The sequence below is a fragment of the Algoriphagus chordae genome (genome assembly GCF_003254055.1).
Lineage (GTDB): Bacteria > Bacteroidota > Bacteroidia > Cytophagales > Cyclobacteriaceae > Algoriphagus > Algoriphagus chordae.
The window spans coordinates 220,485-243,101 of sequence record NZ_QKZT01000008.1 but is presented as its reverse complement, the minus strand read 5'-3'; the positions used below and the strand labels follow the sequence as shown (position 1 = coordinate 243,101).

Genomic DNA, 22,617 nt, shown 5'->3' with positions numbered 1-22,617 from the left:
AATACAATAAAATATTTAAATAGTATAAAATTTAGTAAGTATGCATCTATTTTGTTGAAGATTCTTCAAAAAAGACAACAATAAAAGGGGTTTTTAAAAATAGTGACTTTTATATTTGGATTAGAGTTTCAGATGCTATTAATTTGGTTTCAGATGCAAAAAAACGCGTTTCATTTTTGAGTAAGAAATAGTTGACCTTCATGAATAACAAGTCCGAATCAGATCCTCTGTTGCTGTCTAGCCAGAAAATTGATTTTTCCGTTTTTTTTAAACGACTGGGTAAGAAATGGCCTTTATTTCTGCTTACGGGAATAATTTGCCTTTTTATAGCTCATACTTCGTATAAAAGCACCGTTACGACGTATGAGATCAACAGTAAATTGTTTATCTACACCGAGGGTCAATCGATCAATTTTTTTGAAAAACTCCAAAATGTTACAAATTCTCAAAATGTCCTTTTAGACAATGAAGTTGTAATTATCAAATCTAATCCGGTGATAAAATCAACTTTAGAAGTTTTGGATTTGAAAGTAGGGTATTACGTTCCGCCCGAAACCACTTCCAAAAACTTTTGGTCCTTCAATAAATCGAATTTGCCAATAGAGATTTATGAAGACGCTCCATTTGAAATTGAGTTGAAGGAAAATGATAAAAGTATTGAAGAAAAGTTCTTCAGAATTTCATGGGTAGACTCTCTGAGTTATTCAGTAAGGTTTGTAGGTGATGAACCTACAACTTCCATGTTTAATTCTAACCAGGATGAGGGCTCTGGGAAATCATATGTTTGCAAGTTTAATGAGTGGTGTGGGCTGCCCTTCCTTACTTTAAGAACTAGGCTACTTGAAGCTAAGAATGATGGGAATTTTTTGTTCAAAATCAGAAATGAAGAGTCTTTGATTTCAGAATTCTCAGGAAACCTTGCGATTTATCCAGCGACAACTGGTGGTTCCATTTTGGATATTAGGCTAATTACAAATAATCCTGCTAAGGGTGAGGATTTTCTCAACCAGTTAATGAATAACTATTTATTCATAGAGCTAGATGATAAGAATTCCATCGCGACCAACACTATAAATTTTATCTCAAATCAAATTCAGAATGTGTCGGACACTCTGGGAGTGATCGAAAATGAATTACAAAATTTTCGGGCAGCAAATCAGACGACTAATATTAGTAGTGAAGGTGAGGTTATTTTCGGGAGGCTTCAATCTATGGGCGAGGAGCTTGCCAAAGAGAAAATTAAAAAGGAGTATTTATTGAGTCTTGATAGGTATTTGCGGAATAATGATTTTGACAATATCGTCGTTCCGTCATTAGTTGGTATTACCGATCCTACTATTAACTCATTAATAGATGAATTGATAAATCTTCAAAATGAGAAATCTAACCAATTAGTAACACTTACTGATAGTTCACCTATTGTTATTGAACAACAAAAAAGAATTGTCATAAGTAAGAAAAATACTTTAGAGTTGGTTAAAAGTGCTATTTCTAATATAGATATTTCTATTGACGATTTGAACTACAGAATTTCTGAAATAAGTAAAGATTTTAGAAAATTACCTTTCACTGAACAAAATTTAATTAAAATTGAAAGAGAGTTTACATTGAATGAAGGTATCTACAATTTTTTATTACAAAAGAGAGCTGAAGCCGCTATTTCTAAGGCTTCAAATATCAATAATAATAAAATAATAGAACAAGCAAAAGCAAATGCTTTACCAATTGGCCCAAGAAAATTGAATTTTTATGGTTATGCTATTATAATTACTTTTCTGCTTCCTGTTATTATAACCTTTTTGCAAGAAACAGTTTTTAAGAAGCTTGTTGATCCTTCAGAAATTGAGAAATTATTGAATATACCTGTTATTGGGTCTATTCCTGTAGCAGAAGGGAAAACCAATGTACAGTTAGTTGATTATCCGAACTCTAAAGTTGCGGAGTCATTTCGCTTGTTAAGAACAAACTTGAATTTTATTTTGCCAAACTCGGAGTCTACGGTCCTCCTTGTTTCATCTGTGCTTCCCGCTGAAGGTAAGTCATTTACATCTGTAAATCTGGCTACTGCCTTTGCCTTAACTGAATTGAAGGTTTTGATAATTGATTGTGACTTAAGAAAGCCTAAAGTTTCAGATTATTTGGGTGTCGATAATACTGCTGGCCTTTCTAATTATTTGAGTCGAAGAGTTGATGATGAAAGTACTATTGTGAAGGCTACCAGTATCCCAGGTTTATCATGTATTACTTCAGGCCCTTATCCTCCCAATCCTTCTGAATTGATCGCAAATAAGGAGATTATTAAATTGTTGATTAAGATGAAGGATCAATTTGATATAATCATATTAGATACGCCTCCTCTGGGTATTGTCAGTGATAGTATGTCCTTGTTTCCTTTAGTTGATGTTTCCTTGTTAGCATTTAAGTGTGGTTATAATAATCATAAAGGAATTGTTGAGTTGAATAAATTGAAGTCAAATGACTTTATTAAGAAGGTGTATTGTATTCTTAATGGTGTAGATAGTCATTATCATATTGGTTCAAACAAGAACTATGGATATTATGAAGTTTATAAGGATAATAAAGGGCTTGTAAATAGAGTAAAAAATTACTTAAGGTCATCTAAGTAAATCATAGTGCTGAATTGTTGTCTTTTTTATTTTATAAGTCTTGTGACTTAAGTGGCGAAGCTGTGTCTGGTTATCTGTTAGTGTTTAATTTAAGTTATTCTGGATAAATCTTCTTTTATTTCCAAAAGCTCAATTGATTGGCTAAAACTTGTTTCTTTAACGGGAGGTGCGCAATTAGGCATTCAAGCTATAGGTTTTGTTTCTGGGATTTTGGTGATTAGGTTACTTACCCCACAAGAATATGCCTTTTATACGCTGGCAAACACGATGCTAGGAACAATGATTGTTTTATCTGATGGGGGCTTGTCCACAGGTGTTACCTCTTTAATGGGTAAGGTGTGGAAAGACAAAACTAAGTCAGGAATAGTTCTTGCTTCAGGATTTAAGTTAAAAAATATTTTTTCAATTGTTAGCATTGTAATTGTTTCCCCAATACTCTATTATTTATTAGTTACCAATGGGGCAACTTGGTTTTTTTCAGTATTTATTATCGCGGCGATGATTCCTGCATTTTTGAGTTCTATGTCAATGCAATTGTATCAAATACCGCTTCTGATTAATCAGGAGGTAATTCCGCTTCAAAAAAATCATTTATCAGTGAATTTAGCCAGAGTAGCGCTTTTGGCATGCTCCATATTTATTTTTCCATTTGCATTTGTAGCGGTTCTTTCTAATGGTATACCTCAGGTCTGGGGAAATTTTAAACTTAAATACTTATCAAGTTTTTTTGTTAATAGTAATCAGAAAGCTGATAAGGAAGTCTCTGTTGAATTAATTAAGTTTGTTAAGAGAATTCTTCCTGGGTCTATTTACTATTGTATTTCTGGACAACTGACTATTTGGATCATTTCATTTTTGGGATCTACTGATTCAATTGCCCAAATAGGTGCAATAAGTCGAGTTGCAATGGCTCTTACAATTATAAGTACAGTTTTTCACACTTTGATCACACCTAGATTTATTAGATTGAAATATGATAAAACCTTAATCTTCAATAGGTATCTTCAGATCGTAGTGGGGATGGTGATGATTGCTTCTTTATGTGTTGCTTTTTTCTGGTTGTTTTCTGATTATGTTCTTTGGATTTTAGGTCCTAACTATTCTAACCTTAATTTTGAATTGGTTTTATTTATAATTGGAGCAAGTATAGATCTGGTTGTTGGAGTTCTGTTTATACTTAATTCTAATCGCGGTTGGTTGGTTAATCCTGTTCTAAATATTTTTATTGGCGTGATGAGTATTGTGGTTGGAGTTGTTTTGTTTGATGTGTCAAGCTTGGTTGGGGTTTTGTATTTCAAGTTATTTGTTTCTCTAATTGTATTGGTTTATTATTTTTCGTTTGGATTATTTAAAATATCTAAAATTCCTAAACTGTCATGATTAATTTTATTAACTCTTATTGCTTTATCGATATCTAATATGAATAGCGAATTAGTAACATTTTTCTTCCCGGAATTTTTTAAAAATTATGACATCGAAAGTTTAGATTTGGATAATCATAGCTTCTTTAGCTCATGGGACGATCTTACGATTAGGGCATGGATAGTTCAAACTTACTTGCGACTTAAAAAGCTCGGTTGTAATGTGGATATATCTGACAAATTCCCAACTAGTGGTGTTGTTGTTCTTTTGTCTAATAAGGATTCTTTGTCCTCATTAGATGACAGTTTTAAATCTATACCAAAAGATGTGATCATAGTTACGATACGTGCCGACGAGCTGCAGTGGCGACCGATGCTAAGTGATGTGGAAGTTGTTCAAAATGGATTGTTTGCAAATAATAAGGATTGTTTTTTTATTCCCCATTGGCCTCAACCAGGCATTATTAAGCGTGAAAGTTCACGTGGGAATACTATTAAAAACATCGTTTTTAAAGGTGGTAGAGGGAGTTTGGAGTCTGTTTTTTATTCAGATAGTTGGATTGATGGGTTAAAAGCTCGTGATATTGATTTTAAGTTCAATACTGAACACACCAATACAAATTGGATGGATTACTCTGATTCAGATTTGACTTTGGCGGTTAGGCCATTGTTTAATGATAAATATCAAAGGTCGGATAAACCTGCTTCCAAGTTAGTAAATAGCTGGTTTGCAGAGGTTCCTGCCTTACTTGGTCCAGAGTATTCTTTTAAGGAATTAAGAAAATCTGACTTGGATTATATCGAAGTTACTACCGTTCAAAATGCCTTGTCTGAAATTGATCGTTTGAAGGATGATAAAAATTTGTATGATCAAATGGTCCAGAATGGTATTAAAAGATCTCAGGATTTTACTGCAGATGCTACTGTGTTGAAATGGAAATGGCTGCTGTTTGATTATGTTCCATCGATAAGGGATGAGATCTTCTTTAAGAGATCTAGAATTTTCAATCGGGATAGTAGGGTTATCTATCATTTTCTTACAAAAAAGCAGACTTTGTTTGAGCACAAGCGGAGGTTTGGTAGTTATTATAGGAGTTTAACGCAAACTAAATAGGTGTAGGCTTTACTATGAGAAAAATCATTGTATTAACACCAATAAAAAATGAAAGCTGGATACTTGATCGGTTTTTGGAAGTGACTAGTATTTATGCTGATCATATCATTATTGCAGACCAGAATTCGACTGATAATTCTGTTGAAATTTGCAGTAGATATCCGAAAGTGATTTTATTTGAGAACAAAAGTGTTGACTTTAATGAAGCTGATCGACAAAGGTTGTTGATTTCTAAAGCTAGAAGCTTATTTGGAACTGAGAATATTTTGTTAGCAATTGATGCAGATGAAATCCTTGCTGCTGATGCTATGTCCTCCAATGATTGGCAAATAATGGTAAATGCGCAACCAGGAACAATTCTTCATTTTGAAAAGCCTACCTTTTTTGATACAACTGATAGAGTTATCAGATATCCCGAAAATGGATGGCCTTTGGGATATGTAGACGATGGGGCCGAACACACTCCTTCTGTAATCCACAGCAAGAGAATTCCTACTCCACATTATGCTAATAATCTATACCTCCATAATATTAAGTTTTTGCATTACGCTCTAACTAGGCTTGATGCACAGTTCACTAAACTGAAATATTATTGTATGTTAGAAAATGTGTTTGGTTCATCCTCCATTTTGCACCGTAGATTTTTTTACAATTCCAATCAGGATTATAGAAAAGAAGGGCTGAGGTTTGAAACTTCCAATCCTAAATGGTTTGCTCTTTGGGAATCAAAAAATATTGACATGCATTCTATTAGGAAGGAAGAGTATTACTGGTACGATGTCGAAATATTGCGTTTGTTTCAACTTTATGGGGTCGATAGGTTTAAAAATGAGGATATATGGAATGTGGATTGGGAAGAGGTTCGCATTAAATTGTTAAACTACAACATTGATGGAATACCTGATAAATCAATAGAATCTCCATCAGCAATTTATCTCAGTTCAGTTAACCTCTGTTTTAGTATCCTTTTATCTCTTAAGCTTGGGGTGAACAGATTTAGACAATTTTCTAAACTTTTGTTGTCCTAAGCAATGAGCATTAGCGTCTCAGTAATATTGCCTGTTTTTAATCAAGAGCAATTTCTCGATGAGACAATTTTGAGTATTTTGGATCAATCTTATCAAGAGTTTGAGTTGTTGATTTTGGATGATGGTTCAACAGACGGTTCAGCTGAGATAATAAGAAAATACAGCCAATTTGATAATAGGATAAAATCATATTTTAGAGAAAATCGAGGCAAATGTGTTTCTACTAATGAGCTTGTAGATAAAGCAGAAGCTAATTGGTGTGTGTTTTTAGATTCTGATGACGTAATGTTTAAAAATCGAATTGAAGATCAGATTGCTTTTCATCAGCAAAATCCAGAGCTTTTAGCTTCTAGCTGTCATTGCGATTATATAGATAACGACGGGGAATTTATAGGTACTCAAACATATCCATTCTTTAAAGGAGAAAATGACTGGCAGATTTCCCTTAAAAATAATGAAATAGTTCTGTGTGCATTTACAGGCTTGATGGTTAAAAAAGATGTCTATACACAAATTGGAGGTTTGAGAAGCGCATTCTGGCCATGTGAAGATATGGATTTCATCAATAGGTTTATTGAACATGAATTCCCAATTCAAATTATTCAAAAACCCCTAATGAAATACAGAATTCATGATAATTCTGTTACTAGTAAGAGGCAATGGGATATGTTTAGAATTAGTGACTATGTCTCAAGATGTGCCATGTTGAGAAGATCTGGTGAAAGAGAAATCTCATTTGGTGAATTTGTAGAGCTAGACAACCAAAATAGTCTTATTTTTAGTTTGAAACGTAAACTTCTCCGTTATTCTCAGATATGGCATAGAAAGGCTGGTTATGCATATTACAAGAAGCAATATGTCACATTTAGTAAAAGGTTTTTGCTGGCATTTTGTTTTTCTCCTGCTTATGTTTATTCAACTGTAAGGAATAGATTTTAGGTTAATCATGAACAAATGAAGAGTCCATTGATTTCTGTTGTATTACCAGTTTTTAATCAGGAGAATTTTATTGCTGAAACTATAGAAAGTGTCTTAAATCAGACTTTCTCGGATTTTGAATTTTTGATTTTGGACGATGGGTCTACAGATAATTCTGCTAGTATTATTAGAGACTATGCTTCAAAGGATAGCAGGATATCTGCATTTTACGAAGATAGTACTGGGCGGAGCAATGCTACAAATAATTTGATCGCTAAAGCAAAAAGTGGATGGATTGCATTCTTGGATGCTGATGATATTATGTTGCCTGAACGGTTGGATAAGCAGTATTCATTTCATTTAGCTAACAGTATTGTTGACGTTTCTAGTTGCCATTGTTATTATATCAACGCCTCTGGGAAACAATTGGGGATTCAAAGACACTCCAATTTGAGTTCGGTTGAAGATTGTCTGACCAAATTTGATAGTTTAGAATTTGTTCAATGTGCAATTACCGGCTTATTCTCAAAAAAGGAAGTATTTGGTAAAGTAGGCGGTCTCAATTCGAAATATTGGCCTTGCGACGACTTTGAGTTTTTCAATAGACTAATAGATCATAGATGTGTATTAGTTATAATTCAGGAAGTACTAATGAAATACAGAATTCATGCTTCAGCAATCACAGTAAGTAAGCCATTGGAAACCTTTGAAAAGATTGGCTTTGTAATGGAATGTATTACTGACAGACGATTAGGAAAAGCTGAGATTAGTTATTCAGAATTTAAAATGAAGAGAGACGCAGAGTCATTTTGGGTTAAATTCAATAGAAAGAGATACAATTATGCACAAATATTCTTTCGAAATGCTGGAATAGATATGATGTCTCGAAATTATGTAAAATTTGTGGTCAATTTACTTGGTGTGTGTTTCTTGTCCCCGAAGTATGTTTATGATAAGGCAGTTGGTTTAGTTTTTAAATCTCAATAAGTTAATTTGAAAATTGCGATAATATGTGGATGCTTAGAGCCTGGGAAGGATGGGGTTGGAGATTATGTGGTAAGATTATCTCTAAGTCTGTCATCTATGGGGATTGAGTGTTTATTGATGAGCTATAATGATTATTATCTTCACAATATTTTTGATGATAATCTATGTTTTGAAGGAGCTTTGCTAAAGTCTATTAGAATTCCAAATTCTTTACCTTCAGCTGATAAAATTGAATATGCCAGAGAGTCTTTATTATTGTTTAATCCTGATTTAATTAGTTTACAATATGTCCCATCTTCTTACCACTCAAAAGGACTCCATTTTGGTTTTGCTAAGCAAATAAATTCTATTATTGGTGATTTCCCCTTTCATTTGATGGTTCATGAATTGTGGGTTGGGATGGGGGCTAGGTCAAGTTTTAAGTTGAAACTTAGGGGGGCTGTTCAGAAGCAATTATTCCATTCCTTTTTAAAAGCTGTTAAACCTAAGTTTGTTAGTACTCAATGCGAATATTATTTATCAATTTTGAATAGAAGTGTGAGGCAGTCTGTTTTTCATTTTCCTCTATTTGGAAATATTATAAATCATAACTCTCTTACTAAGACTAATTTTGAAGGTTCTAATAAAAGGGTTGTCAAATTTGTGATGTTTGGTCATATATTTGATACTGTTGATTATTATAAGGTTGTACATGATATTTCTAAGGTAGGAATAGAATTGAACATTGATTTTCAATTAACGATAATTTCCTCGAACAATTTTTCTAGAGATTTGTGGCAAGACTGCTGGCAGTCTTTTGGACATAAAGTTAATGTATTGGAGAATTTGTCTAACGAGGAAATAAGTAGAATTTTTGTTAATTCAGATATTGGTTTAAGTACTTATCCTTTCCCTCTTTTGGATAAAAGTGGAAGTATAGCTGCATTGCTTGAGCATCAATTGCCTGTGATTTGTGTAAATAGAGACTGGAAGTTGAGAGAATCTTTTGTTAGAGAGGATGAAATAAATGGAATTTATTTTTGGGGAGAATTTTCATTAAGTAAGTTTCTTCAAAATATTCCTGCCCCTTCAGAATTTAATTCAGTAGACACAATTGCTGAAAGGTATATTGAGTTAATGTCAACTTCAGATTATGTCTTCAGTTAAATTTCTATATCAAAATAGAATTAGGCATTCTGTTTTTTCATTTGGGTTTTATAAATCATGGGCAAAACGTTTACTCCTTTTGCCGATGCTTATTAAAGCATCATCTTTTTCAAATTATTTGAAACGAAGTGGGGCTGGTATTTCTGGTTTATCATTTGTTGGCAAGGTGAATTTTGAAGGTGATTTGTCTAATTTTTCGATTGGAGATAATTCTTTTATTGGTAAAGTTTATGTCTCTTTACATGATGATATTGTGATTGGTAAAAATGTTTGCATAAATGATGGTGTAAAATTATTGACTGGGTCCCATGATGTTAATGATCCAAATTGGGGGCTTATTACCAAGCCTATCATAATTGATGACTTTGTGTGGATTGGAATGAATTCCATTATTTTACCTGGTGTTCATTTGAAAAGAGGGGTTGTTGTAGGTGCAGGAGCAGTGGTTTCTAAGTCTGTAGGAATTGGGCAGATTGTAGCGGGAAATCCAGCAAAAGTTATTAGTACTAGAAAAATAGTAGATTTTAAGTATAATCCTGTTCGCTTTACAGCGCTCAACAATGCTTGGCTTGAGGGATAGTTTATGAAAATAGTTATTTCTCATCCTACTGGTAACACTAATCTACGCGCCGCTGTATCAGCCTTTTATAAGGCTAAATTTCTTAATAGATTTATAACTACAATAGCTGTTTTTCCTAATTCATTTTTCGCAAAATTGGGAATGCTTCCACCTTTCAAAGATATTTTAAGAAGGTCTTATAGCATGGAAATTCTTCCATTTACCAATTCATTCATGTATAGAGAAATCGGTAGACTTGTTTTTTCTAAGTTTCTTTTTTTAAATTTTTTGTTTAAAAAAGGAGGTTATTTTTCCATTGATGAAGTTTACATGGGTTTAGATCGTAAAGTGGCGGGCTTACTTAGTGATGAAGTTAATAGTCATGTAGATGCGGTGTATTGTTATGAAGATGGTGCGTTAGAGACTTTTATTTCTGCAAAATCTAAAGGATTGAAATGCATTTATGATTTACCAACTGGATATTGGCTTGCTTTACGTGAGGTTTTGCAGCTCGAAAATGAGATTAACCCTGAATGGGTTCCTACATTGACTGGATTTTTAGATTCTGAAGAGAAATTAAGAAGAAAGGATTCAGAGTTAGAATTAGCTGATTTGGTTCTTGTCGCAAGTGATTTTACCAAGTCTAGTTTACAAAAATATGCCAAGTTTTCTGCTGAAATTAGAGTTGTTCCATATGGTTATCCTACTCCTTTCTTAGATAGAAAATATAAACCTTTATTAAAGGGGCAGAAGCTGAAAATATTGTTTGTTGGTAAATTGACTCAGCAAAAAGGATTGTCAACTTTGTTTGAATCTGTTCATGCTCTAAAAGAGAAAGTTGACCTAACACTTGTTGGCAAAAAACCTGTTGAAGATTGTCAGGTGCTTAATTCTAACTTGAGTCTACATACTCATATTTCTAGTTTGCCAAATCATGAAATACTTTTGCTTATGAGAAGTGTTGATTTGTTGATTTTCCCTTCTCTATTTGACGGATTTGGACTGGTGATTACAGAAGCTATGTCTCAAGGTACACCTGTAATTGCAAGTAATAGATCGGCAGGTCCTGATTTGATAGATCATGGGGTTAATGGTTGGGTTTTTAATGCAGGAAAAACTAATGAACTAGTAGGTATATTAGAATCAATTATTGAAGAACCTGGTCTACTTGAATCTGCCGGTAGGAATGCGCTTAAATCTGCAAGTGAAAGACCTTGGTCTAAATATCAAGATGAATTAATCCATGCCGTTACCTCTATAGCATGATTTTACAATTGGAAATATTGCGAAATGTCAAATAAATGGAAGGCCAACTAGACAGGATTTATTCAGACAATAAACAGTATAGCAGTCTTGAAAAAGCTATCTGGTTATATGTTATTCTTTTGGTTTTTGAAGGGGCTTTAAGAAAATGGGTTTTACCAGGTTTGTCTACACCTCTTTTAATCGTTCGTGATCCGGTGGCTATCTACATCATTTTTAAAGCATATCAATCAGGTTATTTTAGATTTAATATTTATACTGGTATTATTTCAACTGTAGCTGTGTTAGGTGTTATATTCGCCCTTGTTTTTGGCCATGGGGTGCTTTTTGTGAGTATTTACGGAGCTCGGGTTTATCTACTCCATTTTCCATTGATATTTATTTTTGGTGCTGTATTGGACCGAAGTACAGTTGAGAAAATTGGTGTATTTTTAGTATATACGTCGATTTTTATGGTAGTACTGATATTTCTTCAATTTTATAGCCCTCAATCTGCCTGGGTCAATAGGGGAGTTGGTGGTGATTTAGATGGAGCAGGTTTTGGTGGTGCTATGGGGTATTACCGGCCTTCAGGCACTTTTTCTTTTACAAATGGTGCTGCACTTTTCTTTAGTTTGGTGTTTTGCTTTGTTCTCTATTTTTGGGGTAATCCTGGTAAGATTAATACTGTAGTCCTTGTTCTATCTACAGTGTCTATAGTGTTTGCTATTCCACTTTCCATAAGTAGGACATTGTTGTTTCAGGTTTGTTTAACTCTGCTTTTCTTTATATTTTCTTCACTTAGTAATCCCAAAGTATTAAAAACAATATTTTATAGTTTTATTTCTATGATAATATTAATTATTATACTTCAATTTAATGATAGTTTTAATCTTGCCACAGAAGTATTCTTGGCTAGATTTGACAGTGCTAATGAATATGAGGGAGGCTTGGAGGGGGTGTTTATAGATCGGTTTTTAGGTGGCTTGGTAAGTGCCTTATCCAATCTTGATCATATTCCTTTTTTTGGATTTGGGATTGGCATGGGGTCTAACGTAGGTAGTTACTTAGTTTCTGGTGGAGATATATTTTTGTTGGGTGAAGAAGAATGGGAAAAAACTATTGGTGAACTTGGCGTTTTTCTTGGGTTGACTACTATTTTTATTAGAGTTGTCCTCTCACTCGATTTGGGATTGGCATCCTATAAGCAAATAAGCGTTGGGAACTTACTTCCTTGGTTGATTTTTAGTAATTCTTTTTTGATAATAATGCAGGGTCAATGGACTCAACCAACAGGTTTGGGCTTTGCAGTTATTTCAGCTGGTCTTGGTTATGCAGCAATAAATTCTGACTCAGTTTATACTGAAAAATTAGCTTGATGAACATTATAATTTTCTGTCATCCAGATTATTTTCATTCTGTGAGCATGCCTAAGTTCGTTGAAATGCTCAATAATGGCTTAAATGGTAGAGGACATGTGGTGAAATTTTGGAAGCCAAAACCATATTTTTCCAAAATCAATCTTCCTAATAGTTTTAAGAAGTGGATGGGTTATATAGATTCCTTTTTAGTATTTCCGGTATGGGTACGATTTCAGCTTATTTTTAATAGGGAAGAAGCTTTATATGTATTTGCTGATCAAGCATTGGGGCCTTGGGTTCCATTGGTCAATAAATTCCCACATGTCATTCATTGCCATGATTTCTTAGCTCAAAAGTCCGCTTTAAACTTGATCCCAAATCAAAGAATTTCATTTTCAGGAAAATTGTATCAAAAATTAATAAGGAACGGGTTTAAGTCAGGAAAAAATTTTATTAGTGTTTCTAAGCTTACGCAAAATGATCTCAATTCCTTTATTAATGATAAAGATCTCTTCAGTAAGGTGATATACAATGGAGTAAATACATTGTTTTCTCCAGGAGATTCTAAAGAGTCTAGAGATGTTTTGAGTCATTTTTTGGGGCTTGAATTGAATAATGGATACCTGCTTCATGTGGGAGGAAATCAGTGGTATAAAAATAGAATTGGGATAGTTGGGCTATACACTACTTGGAGAGAGATTAGTGATAAATCCCTTCCATTAATTCTTATAGGTACTAAGCCATCTCCAGAGTTACAGGTGGTTATTGATTCTTCTAAATTTAGTCAAGACATTATCTCTATAGAAAATGCAGATGATTCGCTTGTTAAAAATGCTTATAGAGGTGCCGAATTATTTTTGTTTCCTTCTCTTGCGGAAGGATTTGGGTGGCCCATTGCTGAAGCAATGGCTAGTGGGACTTTAGTCATGACTACAGGCGAAAATCCAATGACCGAAGTTGGAGGAAGTGTTGCTTTCTATCATGAGAAGATGCCAGATTCCATAAATGAAATAATTAATTGGAAAGTAAAAGGGGCAGAATTGTTAGAATCAATAGTGTCCTTACCGATAGATACTAAAACTCAAATCATTAATACCGGAATAAGCTGGGTCAAGAAATTTGATCAAAATGAATGCATTGATAAAATAGAAATGGTATATCAAGAGATTATAAGCCGTAAATCTGCATGAGAATTCTTAATGTAATCTCCAGTATGAATCCATTAGCTGGTGGTACAAGTGAAGCAGTTCGCAACACGATTGTTCATTTAAATACTCTTGGTATAGAAAGTGAAGTTGTTTCATTAGATGATCCTACATGCCAATTTCTAAGCGAGGAGAAGTTTGTTGTCTATGCTCTTGGTCCGAGCAAAACATCATGGAACTACTCTGATAAGTTGAGACCGTGGCTAGAGAGAAACTTGCAGTTCTACGATAGAGTAGTTATTCATGGATTATGGCAATACTGTGGATTCGCAGTCCACAATGCATTTAAACAGATCTCAAAAGAGGCAAGTGGAAAAAGTCAGGCATTAAGATATTATATAATGCCTCATGGTATGCTTGATCCATATTTCCAGGAAGTCAGTTCTAGAAAATTTAAGGCAATCAGGAATAATATATATTGGTTTTTGATTGAGAATAAAGTCATCAAGAATGCACAAGGGCTGTTGTTTACATGTGAGGAAGAGAAGCTCTTAGCTAGAAAGCCTTTTCAACCTTATGAACCCAATAAAGAAGATTCAATTGGCTTCGGCATTATAGAACCACCTGCTTTCAGTGCTGATATGGCTGATGCATTTAGCTTGGTGAATAATGGACTAAATGAAGTGCCATATTTTTTGTTTTTGAGTAGAATTCATGATAAAAAGGGAGTTGATTTACTTTTAAGGGCCTATGAGGCAATTGCATTAGAAAAGCAGCAACTTTTTCAATTAGATCATTTACCTAAGTTGGTAATAGCAGGTCCTGGCCTGGAAACTGAATATGGTGTAAAAGTCAAGAGAATTGTTGATCAATCAGAATTATTGCGTGACAGGGTCATTTTTGTAGGGATGTTACAAGGGGACGCTAAATGGGGTGCATTCTATGGATGTGAGGCATTTATTTTACCAAGTCATCAAGAAAATTTCGGGATTGCTGTAGTAGAGGCTCTTGCTTGTTCTAAACCGGTTTTAATATCAAATAAGGTAAATATCTGGAGAGAGATAGAAAATTCTAATGCAGGTATTGTAGCTAATGATGATTTAGAAGGGACTATTACAATCATTAGAAGTTGGTTATCTGCAGATGCTAAGACCAAAAATTCTATGAACCGAGATTCTCGTCTATGTTACGAATGTAATTTTTCTATTGGTCCGTCTGCAGAAAATATGCTGAAGGTAATTTCCCAATAATACAGTTTCACTAACTATGTCAACTACACAGAAATTTACTAAGATAGACCTTTTGACAGCTAGAAATAGCTTAAATGGCCCATCCTTCTCATTCAAAAACAGAGTAGGAAGACTAATATGGTGGCTGGTTTGCTTATTGTTTTTCAGGTATACGCCTAAAAATTTCCATGTCTGGAGGAGAGCTATACTTAGGCTTTTTGGGGCACAAATTGGGAGAAAATGCCATATCTATCCTAAAGCAAGAATTTGGGCTCCTTGGAATTTGAAAATGGAAGATGAGTCAAGTATCGCCGATGGAAGTATAATTTATTCCCAAGACCTTATTCATATAGGATTTCGCACTATAATTTCTCAGGGTGTACACATTTGTGCGGGAACTCATGACCATCGATATAGAGGCTTCCCACTCATTACTAAGCCTATATATATAGGGGATTGGGTTTGGATCGCTGCAGAAGCTTTTATCCATCCAGGAGTTAGCATTGGAGATGGTTGTGTTATTGGTGCGAGGTCTGTGGTGACCAAAAATATGCCTAAATGGATGGTTTGTTCAGGGTTTCCTTGTGAACCTCTAAAGCCCAGAATATTTCTAGATTGACCTGCGATTTTAATGAAAGATAAATTAGATCTACTTATAGCTATTCCAGTAAAGAATGAGGCGAAAAATCTCCCAAATTGTTTAAAGTGCATAGGATCTAATTTCGCCGCTAAAGTGGTAGTTATTGATTCAGGAAGTACTGATAATACTAAAGAAATAGCAGCGAATTTTGGAGTAGAAGTTGTTGATTTTAAATGGAATGGAGAGTTTCCTAAGAAAAGAAACTGGTTCCTTCGGAATTATAATTTTGATTATAGTTGGGTTCTATTTCTAGATGCAGATGAGTTTCTCACTCAGGAGTTTAAAGATGAAGTCTCAAGTAAGATTGTAGAGCCTCAAATTGATGGCTATTGGTTGAACTACACAAATTTTTTCATGGGAAAAAGACTAAAGGGTGGTTATCCCCTTAAGAAGTTAGCCCTTTTTAAAGTTGGTTTTGCCGAGTACGAATGTTTAGCAGAGGATAATTGGTCGAATTTAGATATGGAAGTGCATGAGCACCCGATTTTACAAGGAAAGTCAGGCTCGATTAGAAGTAGGATTGTACATCAAGATTTCAAAAATCTTGACCACTACTTGGCTAAGCATATGGAGTATTCTAGTTGGGAGGCTAAAAGGTATTATAGCTTTTTAGACTTGAATAAAGGAGACTTTACGTTGATGCAGAAAATTAAGTATGGTCTTTTGAAAACTCCATTTGTTGGTCCTCTATATTTTCTTGGTAGTTATATAATGTATGGTGGGTTTTTAGATGGAATTATTGGTTTTCATTTTTCCATTTTAAAAATGTCGTACTTCACTCAAATTTCTCTAAAAATTATTGAGTTGAAGGGAGTAGATGAATAGTGATTTACTATTAATTTGTGTGTTTTTTTTTAAATATTTAATTAATTGGTTATGAAAAGCGAAAGTATAGATTTTCATGAAATATTTGAACCTTATTTAGGACAAGATTTTTATTCTAAAGAATGTTCATCTAATCATTTTAATATTTTACAAGTTAGCGCCAAAAAGGTGTTTGATATATCATTTAGCTTGTTGTTCTTTCTGACAATTGGTTGGTGGTTGTTTTTACTGATAATTATTGCGATTAGAATTGAGACTCCTGGTCCTCCAATTTTTAAGCAACTAAGACATGGCAGAAATAATAAGCCATTTTTTTGCTATAAGTTCAGGTCAATGAAATATGATCCAGCGAGGAATTTCCAACAAGCTCATAGGCGTGACCCGAGAATAACAAAAGTTGGATGCTTTTTAAGAACAACTAGCTTGGATGAGTTACCTCAATTTATAAATGTGTTACTTGGGGACATGTCTGTAGTTGGACCTAGGCCTCATGCGATAGCCATGAATAGGGCTTATTCGCATGAAATTCAAAAATTCATGAATAGGCATTATGTTAAGCCTGGCATTACTGGATTGGCTCAATGTAAAGGATTTCGCGGAGAAATTAGAAATAATTATGACATTCGATGCCGAATTAAGTATGATCTGTTTTATATTAAGAAATGGAAGTTCGTTATAGATATACTGATTATATGGGAAACAGTTAAATGTATATTATTCGATAATAAAAATGCGTATTAAGTGTGTAAGTATTATAGATAATTTGCTTTATCGTGAATGATTTTTCAAGATGTTTAAAGCAAGTATGGCCAGTTTCAACTGGCCATTTTTTTTGAGTTAATTTCATCTAATTTGATTCTGGATTTATAATTCAGTTTTCTTTAGGAGTATTTTATACAAGATGATTACACAATTGTTTGTTAGAAGTTTAAACCGCCCCGATTTGCTTATTCCCGGAGTTTTAGTGGGGAGTTTGGGGAATGCGCTGGGGATCTACGCTGGATTTTTTATTGCGGGGATGTTGGGATGAATTCTATTTAAGACCAGCAAGAAGTTTGTCTATTGTTACTTAACGTTGACTACTTTTACCCAGCTGAAACGTAGGCGTAATACAACTTGCAGGCATAAGCGGAGTAGATCATCAATTCTTCCGCATGTAAGTTCTTATCAAGTACCTGCACATCGAAATTTAGTTTTTTCCAGGTGTTGGTTGGAGTTAGAATCATTAGTTTTTCTCCGGACTCAGAACTGAGTTCAAATTTGATTTTCCAATTCCCTGTGTTTTTCAGGATATAAATTTTTTCAATTCTATCCTCATTTTCTAGGCTGATGTTTAGATGAAGTTTAGAGTTATGTGAGATTTCACCAATCCTTTTGCTGTTTTTGAAAATATCTATTTTTCCTGACCACCAATTCTTTGGTTTGAGTTGAATTTTCTCTCGATCCAGATAAGTTTCTGCAACCCCTGAATACCAGTTTTTGTACTTGAGTTCCAGTATTTTTCTTCCCTTTTCAGTCAATTTGAAATCACCTTTCAAGGAAGTGTTTTCAATTTTAAAATCTGTTTTTTCTAAGGTTTGCATACTGATTGTACTTCGGAAAGTAAAAAAAGGTTCTAATTATTTTGGTTGTCGTCTCAAAATATAGAAGTCTCTTATTTTACTTTTCCTGTACTATCGTAAAGATGTTTTTGTCCTTCACACCTTTTACCTCATGCTCCACCATCACAGGAATATCATAGGTGTCGAATTCTTTCAGGTGAATAGTTTCTCCATTTATGAAAAATTCTATTTCTCCCTTTACGACAGTCAAAAGGGAAGGAACGTTTGCAGTATGCTTTTTTAAAATTTGTTCATGAAGCAGTCCAATGGCGAAATAATTTGTCTTGTCAGTTCGCTGGATAGGGCAAACGGAAGGGCGTTCTGAAGCAAAGGCTAAATTTTCAAGGATATTCATGAGTACATGGGTTTATTGAAAAAAGTAATGAATTATAAAATAGGGATTCTTTTGCGAAAAGCCTTTCCAACAGCTACGAAAAGTGTCTAAAATACACATTCTTTACTCAATAATCGCTCTTTGTTTCCATTTGAGATCCTATAAATGGGATCCTAGGAGCAAGGAAATATCCCATCAAACTTGCAAAAAGAATGGGGATAAAGTAGGTGAAACCAGTAAGTGTCGCCAGTAAAATGGTTGTGCTCATCGGTGTTCTGGTGACACATGCATTGATACCTGCCATGCAACTCACAATGGCAAGGGTAAGATTAGTATCTGGGAAAACTTGATGAATAATCAAGCCTAGAGTCGCTCCAACGAAAAACAAGGGAATGATAAACCCGCCTCTCCATCCTGAGGTGACAGTGATAGAGATCGCCAGGATTTTGAAAATTAGGATGGCGATCAAGGCTTTAAGCGCGAAATCTTCAGCTAATAACTCGTTGATTTCCTCATGTCCAAAATAGCGCGTAATCGGGAAGTAATAGGAAATCAAACCTAAAAGTACACCTCCAATGAGTGTTTTGACATAGATAGGGAGCTGCTTTTTATTGAACAAACTCTTGAAGAATTTGGTACAGAAAATATATCCCCAACCAATAGCGGTGGCGGCAATTGCGAATAAAACTGCATAGGCAAAATCGAATACTCCTGTGTATTCGTAGGCCGCTACATTCCAAGTCGCTCCAAGTCCAAGTTGGATAATTAGTGCAAAAATCAAGTAGCTAAAACAACTCGCTACTAAGGCTGGAATTATTGCCTTGTAATATTCCACTGCATGCTTGTGATGTAGGATTTCTAGAGAAAAAAGGCTGCCTCCAAGTGGAGCTCCAAAAAGTGCTGTAAAGCCTGAAGCCATACCAGCAATGCTCATTGAGCGTAAATCTTCACCCTTCAAACGAAATACTTTTCCAAGCCATGTGCCGGTAGAACCTGTCACCTGCACGAGTGGAGCCTCGGGACCAAGACTTCCTCCTGATGCTACACACAAAAGGGATGAGATGACCATGGAGGGATTGTTTTTTGGGTCAAGCTTCCCTTTATTGAAGCGAATGTTGTTGACGATCAGGTGTATTTCGCCAGGATCTCCTATCCAATGAATAACTAGGCCCGCAAGAAGGCCACAAATAGCCATTACAGGAATGACTTCCCAGCCTTCAAAAATTGCAATTTTTTGAGTCAGGAATTCAAGAATAATCCAGTATACACCAGCTATAGCTCCTCCGATCAAGCCAAGTAAAGCCCACAGCAAAAAACTGCGACTAAACAGAAAAGGGTTGAATCGGATCGGCTGATCAAGAATGTCTAGTGCTTTGACTAAATTTCTTCTTCTCTTTAATTTCAACTGATGAATTGAATTAGGTTAAAGGAAATTATTTTCGCAAATGCGAAGTAACCTTGCCTAGTTCGGATTTACAAATTCAAATGCCTCATCAAGCTGTGAAACATCAAAGTAACGTTCGTGGCGACCTTTGCTAGCTCTTTGGAAAAACAAGTTGTCAATAGGAATAAGCGCTTTTAGAATTTTGGAATGTGCTACCACAGCGATGTGTCCCATTTTCTTGTAATTGCGAAGAATATAAAGAGAATCTTCGAAAAAAGCTTTGGTACTGGATCCTGAGATTTTCATTTCATCGATTTTGACAAGAATATTTACCTGATCAAAACCCTGATCTAGTTTTTCTTGCATCCACTTTTGACAGATATTCTCGTCATTTTCAGTGAAGCTATCGATTACAGTAATTGCTAATACATTTTTGTCGAAAGTTTTGATTTGGTCTACCATGGCTGTATTATTTATGTGGTTAAATGGGATAGCCCTTTGCTATTTTTATTACCCCTATTAGTCTTTAAACAACACATAGTGCTCTTAGTTCACATTTCCTTCATATGGTTCAATATGAATCAAAACATTCCCAAGTTCAGGGATCACTTTGCATAGTTTGTCCTTCAGCTGATGCGAAATATCATGACCTTTAGTTACTGTTAGTTCGCCGTCTACTAGTGCATGCAAATCGACATGATATTCCATCCCAGCTTTTCGGATAAAACATTTTTCAGTTCCTTTTACACCTGGTACTGTCAGTGATATTTGTCGGATTTGGGCTGTCATCTCCTCGTAATTATTCTCATCCATTACTTCACTTAGTGCTGGCCTGAATATTTTGTAACAATTAAAAAGTATGAAGACTACCGCTAAAAGGGCAGCATAATCATCTGCTACCTCAAAACCTTCTCCGCCAAAAATGGCTATGGTGATCCCTATAAAAGCTGCGATAGAAGTTATAGCATCGCTTCTATGATGCCAGGCTTCCGCTTTTAATGAGCTGCTTTTTAGCTTTTTACTTCGCGCCATGACCACCTGAAATGAGATTTCCTTCCAGATAATGATAACAGCCAAAACGACCAGTGTAAAAGGTTTGGGTAGTTTGTGTGGCGTGACAATATGCTGATAAGCCTGCCAAGCAATGGTACCAGCCGAAACAACTAGAAATACTACTACCAAAAAAGTCACCAAAGGCTCTGCTTTACCATGGCCGTAAGGATGATTCTCATCTGCTGGCCTTGCAGAATATTTCAATCCAAGGAGTACAAGTACAGAAGCGAAAACGTCGACGACTGACTCTATACCATCTGCAATCAGCGCGTAAGAATTTCCAAATATGCCAGCCAGAAATTTAATTGTCGCCAAAGCCACATTGCCCAGCATGCTGAAAATGACTGTACGGACTGCAAGATTTGAGTTGCTCATGGCTGTGACTTATGAGAGATTTTCAAAAGTAGGGATTAATCTTTTTGGGATGGGTTTGCTGATTAGAACGAATACTTTCTCGTTTTGCTATGCCAAGTAACAAATGAATCCCTTTTGTCTAACATTTACACCCCTTTTGATAGGAACGGATTGAATACTTTTAGAGCTGCAAAACAAAGCCCTATGAATGAGCCTTTTCGATTACTGGCAATCCTGCTATTTCTTTCTCTGAGTTTTTTCTCCTGCGGAAATGATGAAGATCCAGCAACCTTAGTTACTTCTCCTAGTTCGCTTCAATTTGGGGCTGAGGAAGAAACTCAAATTTTGACAATCACTAGTAATCAAAGCTGGACTATTGATACCGGTGCTCCTTGGGTGAAAATTAGTCCTACATCAGGGTCTGGAAATGCTCAAATTTCTATAACGCTAAATCCAAATGATTCTGAGGAGGTTCGGACCGCACAATTAAATGTCAGATACATCACGATTGTCCAGCCAATTGCCATCACCCAAGAAGCTAAAACTTTTTCTTTTCCTTCCTACTATATTCCTGCTGATAAGACTGGAATGCGTGAAATACCAAATCTGGAATTGGCTCAGGAAATGGGCAAAGGCTGGAATTTGGGAAATACGCTTGAGGCTATCGGTAGCGAAACTGCCTGGGGAAATCCAGAGACCAGTAAACTTCTGATTGATCAGGTGAAAGCTGCTGGTTTCAATGCGGTAAGGATTCCAGTGGCTTGGAGTAAGTTTTCAAACGCTGATAAATTCACGATTGATGCCGCTTGGATGGCTAGGGTCCAGGAGGTCGTAGACTATGTGATAGACAATGATATGTATGCGGTGATGAATATTCACTGGGATGAAGGATGGATGCAGCCAACCTATGCACAGCAAGACTATGTGAATGATAGACTGGAGAAAATGTGGATTCAAATCGCACTTAATTTCCGTGATTACGATGACCACCTTCTATTTGCTGGGACGAATGAAGTGATGGTAGACGGTGATTATAGTGCTCCTAAACCTGAATACTATCAGGTTCAGAATTCATTTAATCAGACCTTTGTGGATGCTGTGAGATCTACTGGTGGTAGGAATACGTATAGAAATCTTGCCGTTCAGACATTTAATACCAACATCGATTATGGTCTAAGCTTCTTCGAAATGCCTTCGGATCAAACCGAGGGACGACTGATGGTGGAGGTTCATTATTATGATCCGTATGAGTTTGCATTGAGAGAAGATGAGACCATCACTCAGTGGGGTAAGGATGCTACTGATGCTTCCAAAACGGCCTCTTATGGCAGAGAATCATTTGCTGATGGACAGTTTCAAAAGATGAAAACCAAATTTATTGATGAAGGTACCCCTGTTTTAATGGGGGAATATGGGGCGATAGATAAGAAGGCTAGTGACAATGATGTCTATCGTGAATATTACCTGCACTACATTACCAAAAGTGCTACAGATCATGGACTAGTGCCGTTTTATTGGGATAATGGTTATGCAGGGGATTATGGTTTTGCACTTTTCAATAGGAGTTCAGGAGCACAGATTTATCCCGATATGATTAAGGCCATCATCAATGCTGGGGAGTAAAACTATCACCGAAGGAATGGTGCCTTTGTAGAGAAAATGTGATTCATAATCCCAAAAACCTCCCTAGGTGCTGTATCTTTATTCAC

21 protein-coding genes are annotated in these 22,617 nt (G+C 35.3%); 16 read left to right on the top strand and 5 right to left on the bottom strand.

Going from position 1 to position 22,617, the window contains the following annotated elements:
* Positions 1-200: 200 nt before the first annotated feature.
* The 15 genes from LV85_RS11080 (at position 201) to LV85_RS11010 (ending at position 16,923) form a co-directional block, all read left to right on the top strand.
* Entirely contained in the window at positions 201-2,627 is a 2,427-nt protein-coding gene (locus LV85_RS11080) for a GumC family protein (protein WP_111319330.1), read from the top strand.
* Positions 2,628-2,894: 267 nt separating this feature from the next.
* Complete coding sequence (locus LV85_RS11075) at positions 2,895-4,007, top strand: MATE family efflux transporter (protein ID WP_111319328.1); 1,113 nt, start codon at positions 2,895-2,897, stop codon at positions 4,005-4,007.
* A gap of 39 nt (positions 4,008-4,046) precedes the next feature.
* A complete protein-coding gene (locus LV85_RS11070) occupies positions 4,047-5,102 on the top strand; it encodes a glycosyltransferase family 1 protein (protein WP_111319326.1) in 1,056 nt (351 codons plus the stop codon).
* A 14-nt stretch (positions 5,103-5,116) separates the two neighbouring features.
* Positions 5,117-6,130 carry a glycosyltransferase family 2 protein gene (locus LV85_RS11065; protein ID WP_111319324.1) on the top strand — a complete coding sequence of 338 codons (1,014 nt, stop codon included), beginning with the start codon at positions 5,117-5,119 and terminating at the stop codon, positions 6,128-6,130.
* Positions 6,131-6,133: 3 nt separating this feature from the next.
* Positions 6,134-7,069 (top strand): glycosyltransferase family 2 protein, encoded by a 936-nt coding sequence (locus LV85_RS11060; RefSeq protein ID WP_111319322.1) that lies wholly within the window; start codon positions 6,134-6,136, stop codon positions 7,067-7,069.
* Positions 7,070-7,084: 15 nt separating this feature from the next.
* The gene (locus tag LV85_RS11055) at positions 7,085-8,035 is read left to right on the top strand and encodes a glycosyltransferase (protein WP_111319320.1); all 951 of its coding nucleotides are present in this window, start codon (positions 7,085-7,087) and stop codon (positions 8,033-8,035) included.
* Positions 8,036-8,041: 6 nt separating this feature from the next.
* Positions 8,042-9,181 carry a hypothetical protein gene (locus LV85_RS11050; protein WP_146260467.1) on the top strand — a complete coding sequence of 380 codons (1,140 nt, stop codon included), beginning with the start codon at positions 8,042-8,044 and terminating at the stop codon, positions 9,179-9,181.
* Positions 9,168-9,761 (top strand): acyltransferase, encoded by a 594-nt coding sequence (locus LV85_RS11045; protein WP_111319316.1) that lies wholly within the window; start codon positions 9,168-9,170, stop codon positions 9,759-9,761. Before LV85_RS11050 ends, LV85_RS11045 begins: the two co-directional genes overlap by 14 nt.
* Before the next feature lie 3 nt (positions 9,762-9,764).
* Positions 9,765-11,006, top strand: coding sequence for a glycosyltransferase family 4 protein (locus LV85_RS11040; RefSeq protein ID WP_111319314.1), 1,242 nt, complete (start codon positions 9,765-9,767; stop codon positions 11,004-11,006).
* Between the two features lie 35 nt (positions 11,007-11,041).
* Positions 11,042-12,361, top strand: coding sequence for a hypothetical protein (locus LV85_RS11035; protein ID WP_111319312.1), 1,320 nt, complete (start codon positions 11,042-11,044; stop codon positions 12,359-12,361).
* The gene (locus tag LV85_RS11030; RefSeq protein WP_111319310.1) at positions 12,361-13,533 is read left to right on the top strand and encodes a glycosyltransferase; all 1,173 of its coding nucleotides are present in this window, start codon (positions 12,361-12,363) and stop codon (positions 13,531-13,533) included. The genes LV85_RS11035 and LV85_RS11030 overlap by 1 nt, the downstream gene beginning before the upstream one ends.
* Entirely contained in the window at positions 13,530-14,738 is a 1,209-nt protein-coding gene (locus LV85_RS11025) for a glycosyltransferase (RefSeq protein WP_111319308.1), read from the top strand. The genes LV85_RS11030 and LV85_RS11025 overlap by 4 nt, the downstream gene beginning before the upstream one ends.
* A 16-nt stretch (positions 14,739-14,754) precedes the next feature.
* Positions 14,755-15,336, top strand: coding sequence for a DapH/DapD/GlmU-related protein (locus LV85_RS22395; protein WP_111319306.1), 582 nt, complete (start codon positions 14,755-14,757; stop codon positions 15,334-15,336).
* Positions 15,337-15,348: 12 nt separating this feature from the next.
* The gene (locus tag LV85_RS11015; protein ID WP_111319304.1) at positions 15,349-16,182 is read left to right on the top strand and encodes a glycosyltransferase family 2 protein; all 834 of its coding nucleotides are present in this window, start codon (positions 15,349-15,351) and stop codon (positions 16,180-16,182) included.
* A 51-nt stretch (positions 16,183-16,233) separates the two neighbouring features.
* On the top strand, positions 16,234-16,923 hold the full coding sequence (locus tag LV85_RS11010; RefSeq protein WP_111319302.1) for a sugar transferase: 690 nt from the start codon (positions 16,234-16,236) through the stop codon (positions 16,921-16,923).
* Between the two features lie 344 nt (positions 16,924-17,267).
* Here the strand turns inward: LV85_RS11010 and LV85_RS11005 are convergent, their stop codons facing one another.
* The 5 genes from LV85_RS11005 to LV85_RS10985 form a co-directional block, all read right to left on the bottom strand.
* On the bottom strand, positions 17,268-17,765 hold the full coding sequence (locus tag LV85_RS11005) for an aminotransferase (RefSeq protein WP_111319300.1): 498 nt from the start codon (positions 17,763-17,765) through the stop codon (positions 17,268-17,270).
* Between the two features lie 76 nt (positions 17,766-17,841).
* On the bottom strand, positions 17,842-18,138 hold the full coding sequence (locus LV85_RS11000; protein WP_111319299.1) for a cupin domain-containing protein: 297 nt from the start codon (positions 18,136-18,138) through the stop codon (positions 17,842-17,844).
* A 106-nt stretch (positions 18,139-18,244) separates the two neighbouring features.
* The gene (locus LV85_RS10995; protein ID WP_111319297.1) at positions 18,245-19,522 is read right to left on the bottom strand and encodes a chloride channel protein; all 1,278 of its coding nucleotides are present in this window, start codon (positions 19,520-19,522) and stop codon (positions 18,245-18,247) included.
* Positions 19,523-19,579: 57 nt separating this feature from the next.
* Positions 19,580-19,963: a SpoIIAA family protein gene (locus tag LV85_RS10990; protein WP_111319295.1), complete on the bottom strand. Its 384-nt coding sequence runs from the start codon at positions 19,961-19,963 to the stop codon at positions 19,580-19,582.
* Between the two features lie 84 nt (positions 19,964-20,047).
* The gene (locus LV85_RS10985) at positions 20,048-20,929 is read right to left on the bottom strand and encodes a cation diffusion facilitator family transporter (RefSeq protein WP_111319293.1); all 882 of its coding nucleotides are present in this window, start codon (positions 20,927-20,929) and stop codon (positions 20,048-20,050) included.
* A 183-nt stretch (positions 20,930-21,112) separates the two neighbouring features.
* On the opposite strand from LV85_RS10985, the gene LV85_RS10980 reads away from it, so the two are divergent.
* On the top strand, positions 21,113-22,531 hold the full coding sequence (locus LV85_RS10980) for a cellulase family glycosylhydrolase (RefSeq protein WP_111319362.1): 1,419 nt from the start codon (positions 21,113-21,115) through the stop codon (positions 22,529-22,531).
* Positions 22,532-22,617: the final 86 nt, after the last annotated feature.

Excerpts from the sequence above, each read along its gene's own strand:
- LV85_RS11080 (WP_111319330.1), top strand. The coding sequence starts at position 201 with ATGAATAACAAGTCCGAATCAGATCCTCTGTTGCTGTCTAGCCAGAAA.
- LV85_RS11075 (WP_111319328.1), top strand. The coding sequence starts at position 2,895 with ATGCTAGGAACAATGATTGTTTTATCTGATGGGGGCTTGTCCACAGGT.
- LV85_RS11070 (WP_111319326.1), top strand. The coding sequence starts at position 4,047 with ATGAATAGCGAATTAGTAACATTTTTCTTCCCGGAATTTTTTAAAAAT.
- LV85_RS11065 (WP_111319324.1), top strand. The coding sequence starts at position 5,117 with ATGAGAAAAATCATTGTATTAACACCAATAAAAAATGAAAGCTGGATA.
- LV85_RS11060 (WP_111319322.1), top strand. The coding sequence starts at position 6,134 with ATGAGCATTAGCGTCTCAGTAATATTGCCTGTTTTTAATCAAGAGCAA.
- LV85_RS11055 (WP_111319320.1), top strand. The coding sequence starts at position 7,085 with ATGAAGAGTCCATTGATTTCTGTTGTATTACCAGTTTTTAATCAGGAG.
- LV85_RS11045 (WP_111319316.1), top strand. The coding sequence starts at position 9,168 with ATGTCTTCAGTTAAATTTCTATATCAAAATAGAATTAGGCATTCTGTT.
- LV85_RS11040 (WP_111319314.1), top strand. The coding sequence starts at position 9,765 with ATGAAAATAGTTATTTCTCATCCTACTGGTAACACTAATCTACGCGCC.
- LV85_RS11035 (WP_111319312.1), top strand. The coding sequence starts at position 11,042 with ATGGAAGGCCAACTAGACAGGATTTATTCAGACAATAAACAGTATAGC.
- LV85_RS11030 (WP_111319310.1), top strand. The coding sequence starts at position 12,361 with ATGAACATTATAATTTTCTGTCATCCAGATTATTTTCATTCTGTGAGC.
- LV85_RS11025 (WP_111319308.1), top strand. The coding sequence starts at position 13,530 with ATGAGAATTCTTAATGTAATCTCCAGTATGAATCCATTAGCTGGTGGT.
- LV85_RS22395 (WP_111319306.1), top strand. The coding sequence starts at position 14,755 with ATGTCAACTACACAGAAATTTACTAAGATAGACCTTTTGACAGCTAGA.
- LV85_RS11015 (WP_111319304.1), top strand. The coding sequence starts at position 15,349 with ATGAAAGATAAATTAGATCTACTTATAGCTATTCCAGTAAAGAATGAG.
- LV85_RS11010 (WP_111319302.1), top strand. The coding sequence starts at position 16,234 with ATGAAAAGCGAAAGTATAGATTTTCATGAAATATTTGAACCTTATTTA.
- LV85_RS11005 (WP_111319300.1), bottom strand. The coding sequence starts at position 17,765 with ATGCAAACCTTAGAAAAAACAGATTTTAAAATTGAAAACACTTCCTTG.
- LV85_RS11000 (WP_111319299.1), bottom strand. The coding sequence starts at position 18,138 with ATGAATATCCTTGAAAATTTAGCCTTTGCTTCAGAACGCCCTTCCGTT.
- LV85_RS10990 (WP_111319295.1), bottom strand. The coding sequence starts at position 19,963 with ATGGTAGACCAAATCAAAACTTTCGACAAAAATGTATTAGCAATTACT.
- LV85_RS10985 (WP_111319293.1), bottom strand. The coding sequence starts at position 20,929 with ATGAGCAACTCAAATCTTGCAGTCCGTACAGTCATTTTCAGCATGCTG.
- LV85_RS10980 (WP_111319362.1), top strand. The coding sequence starts at position 21,113 with ATGAATGAGCCTTTTCGATTACTGGCAATCCTGCTATTTCTTTCTCTG.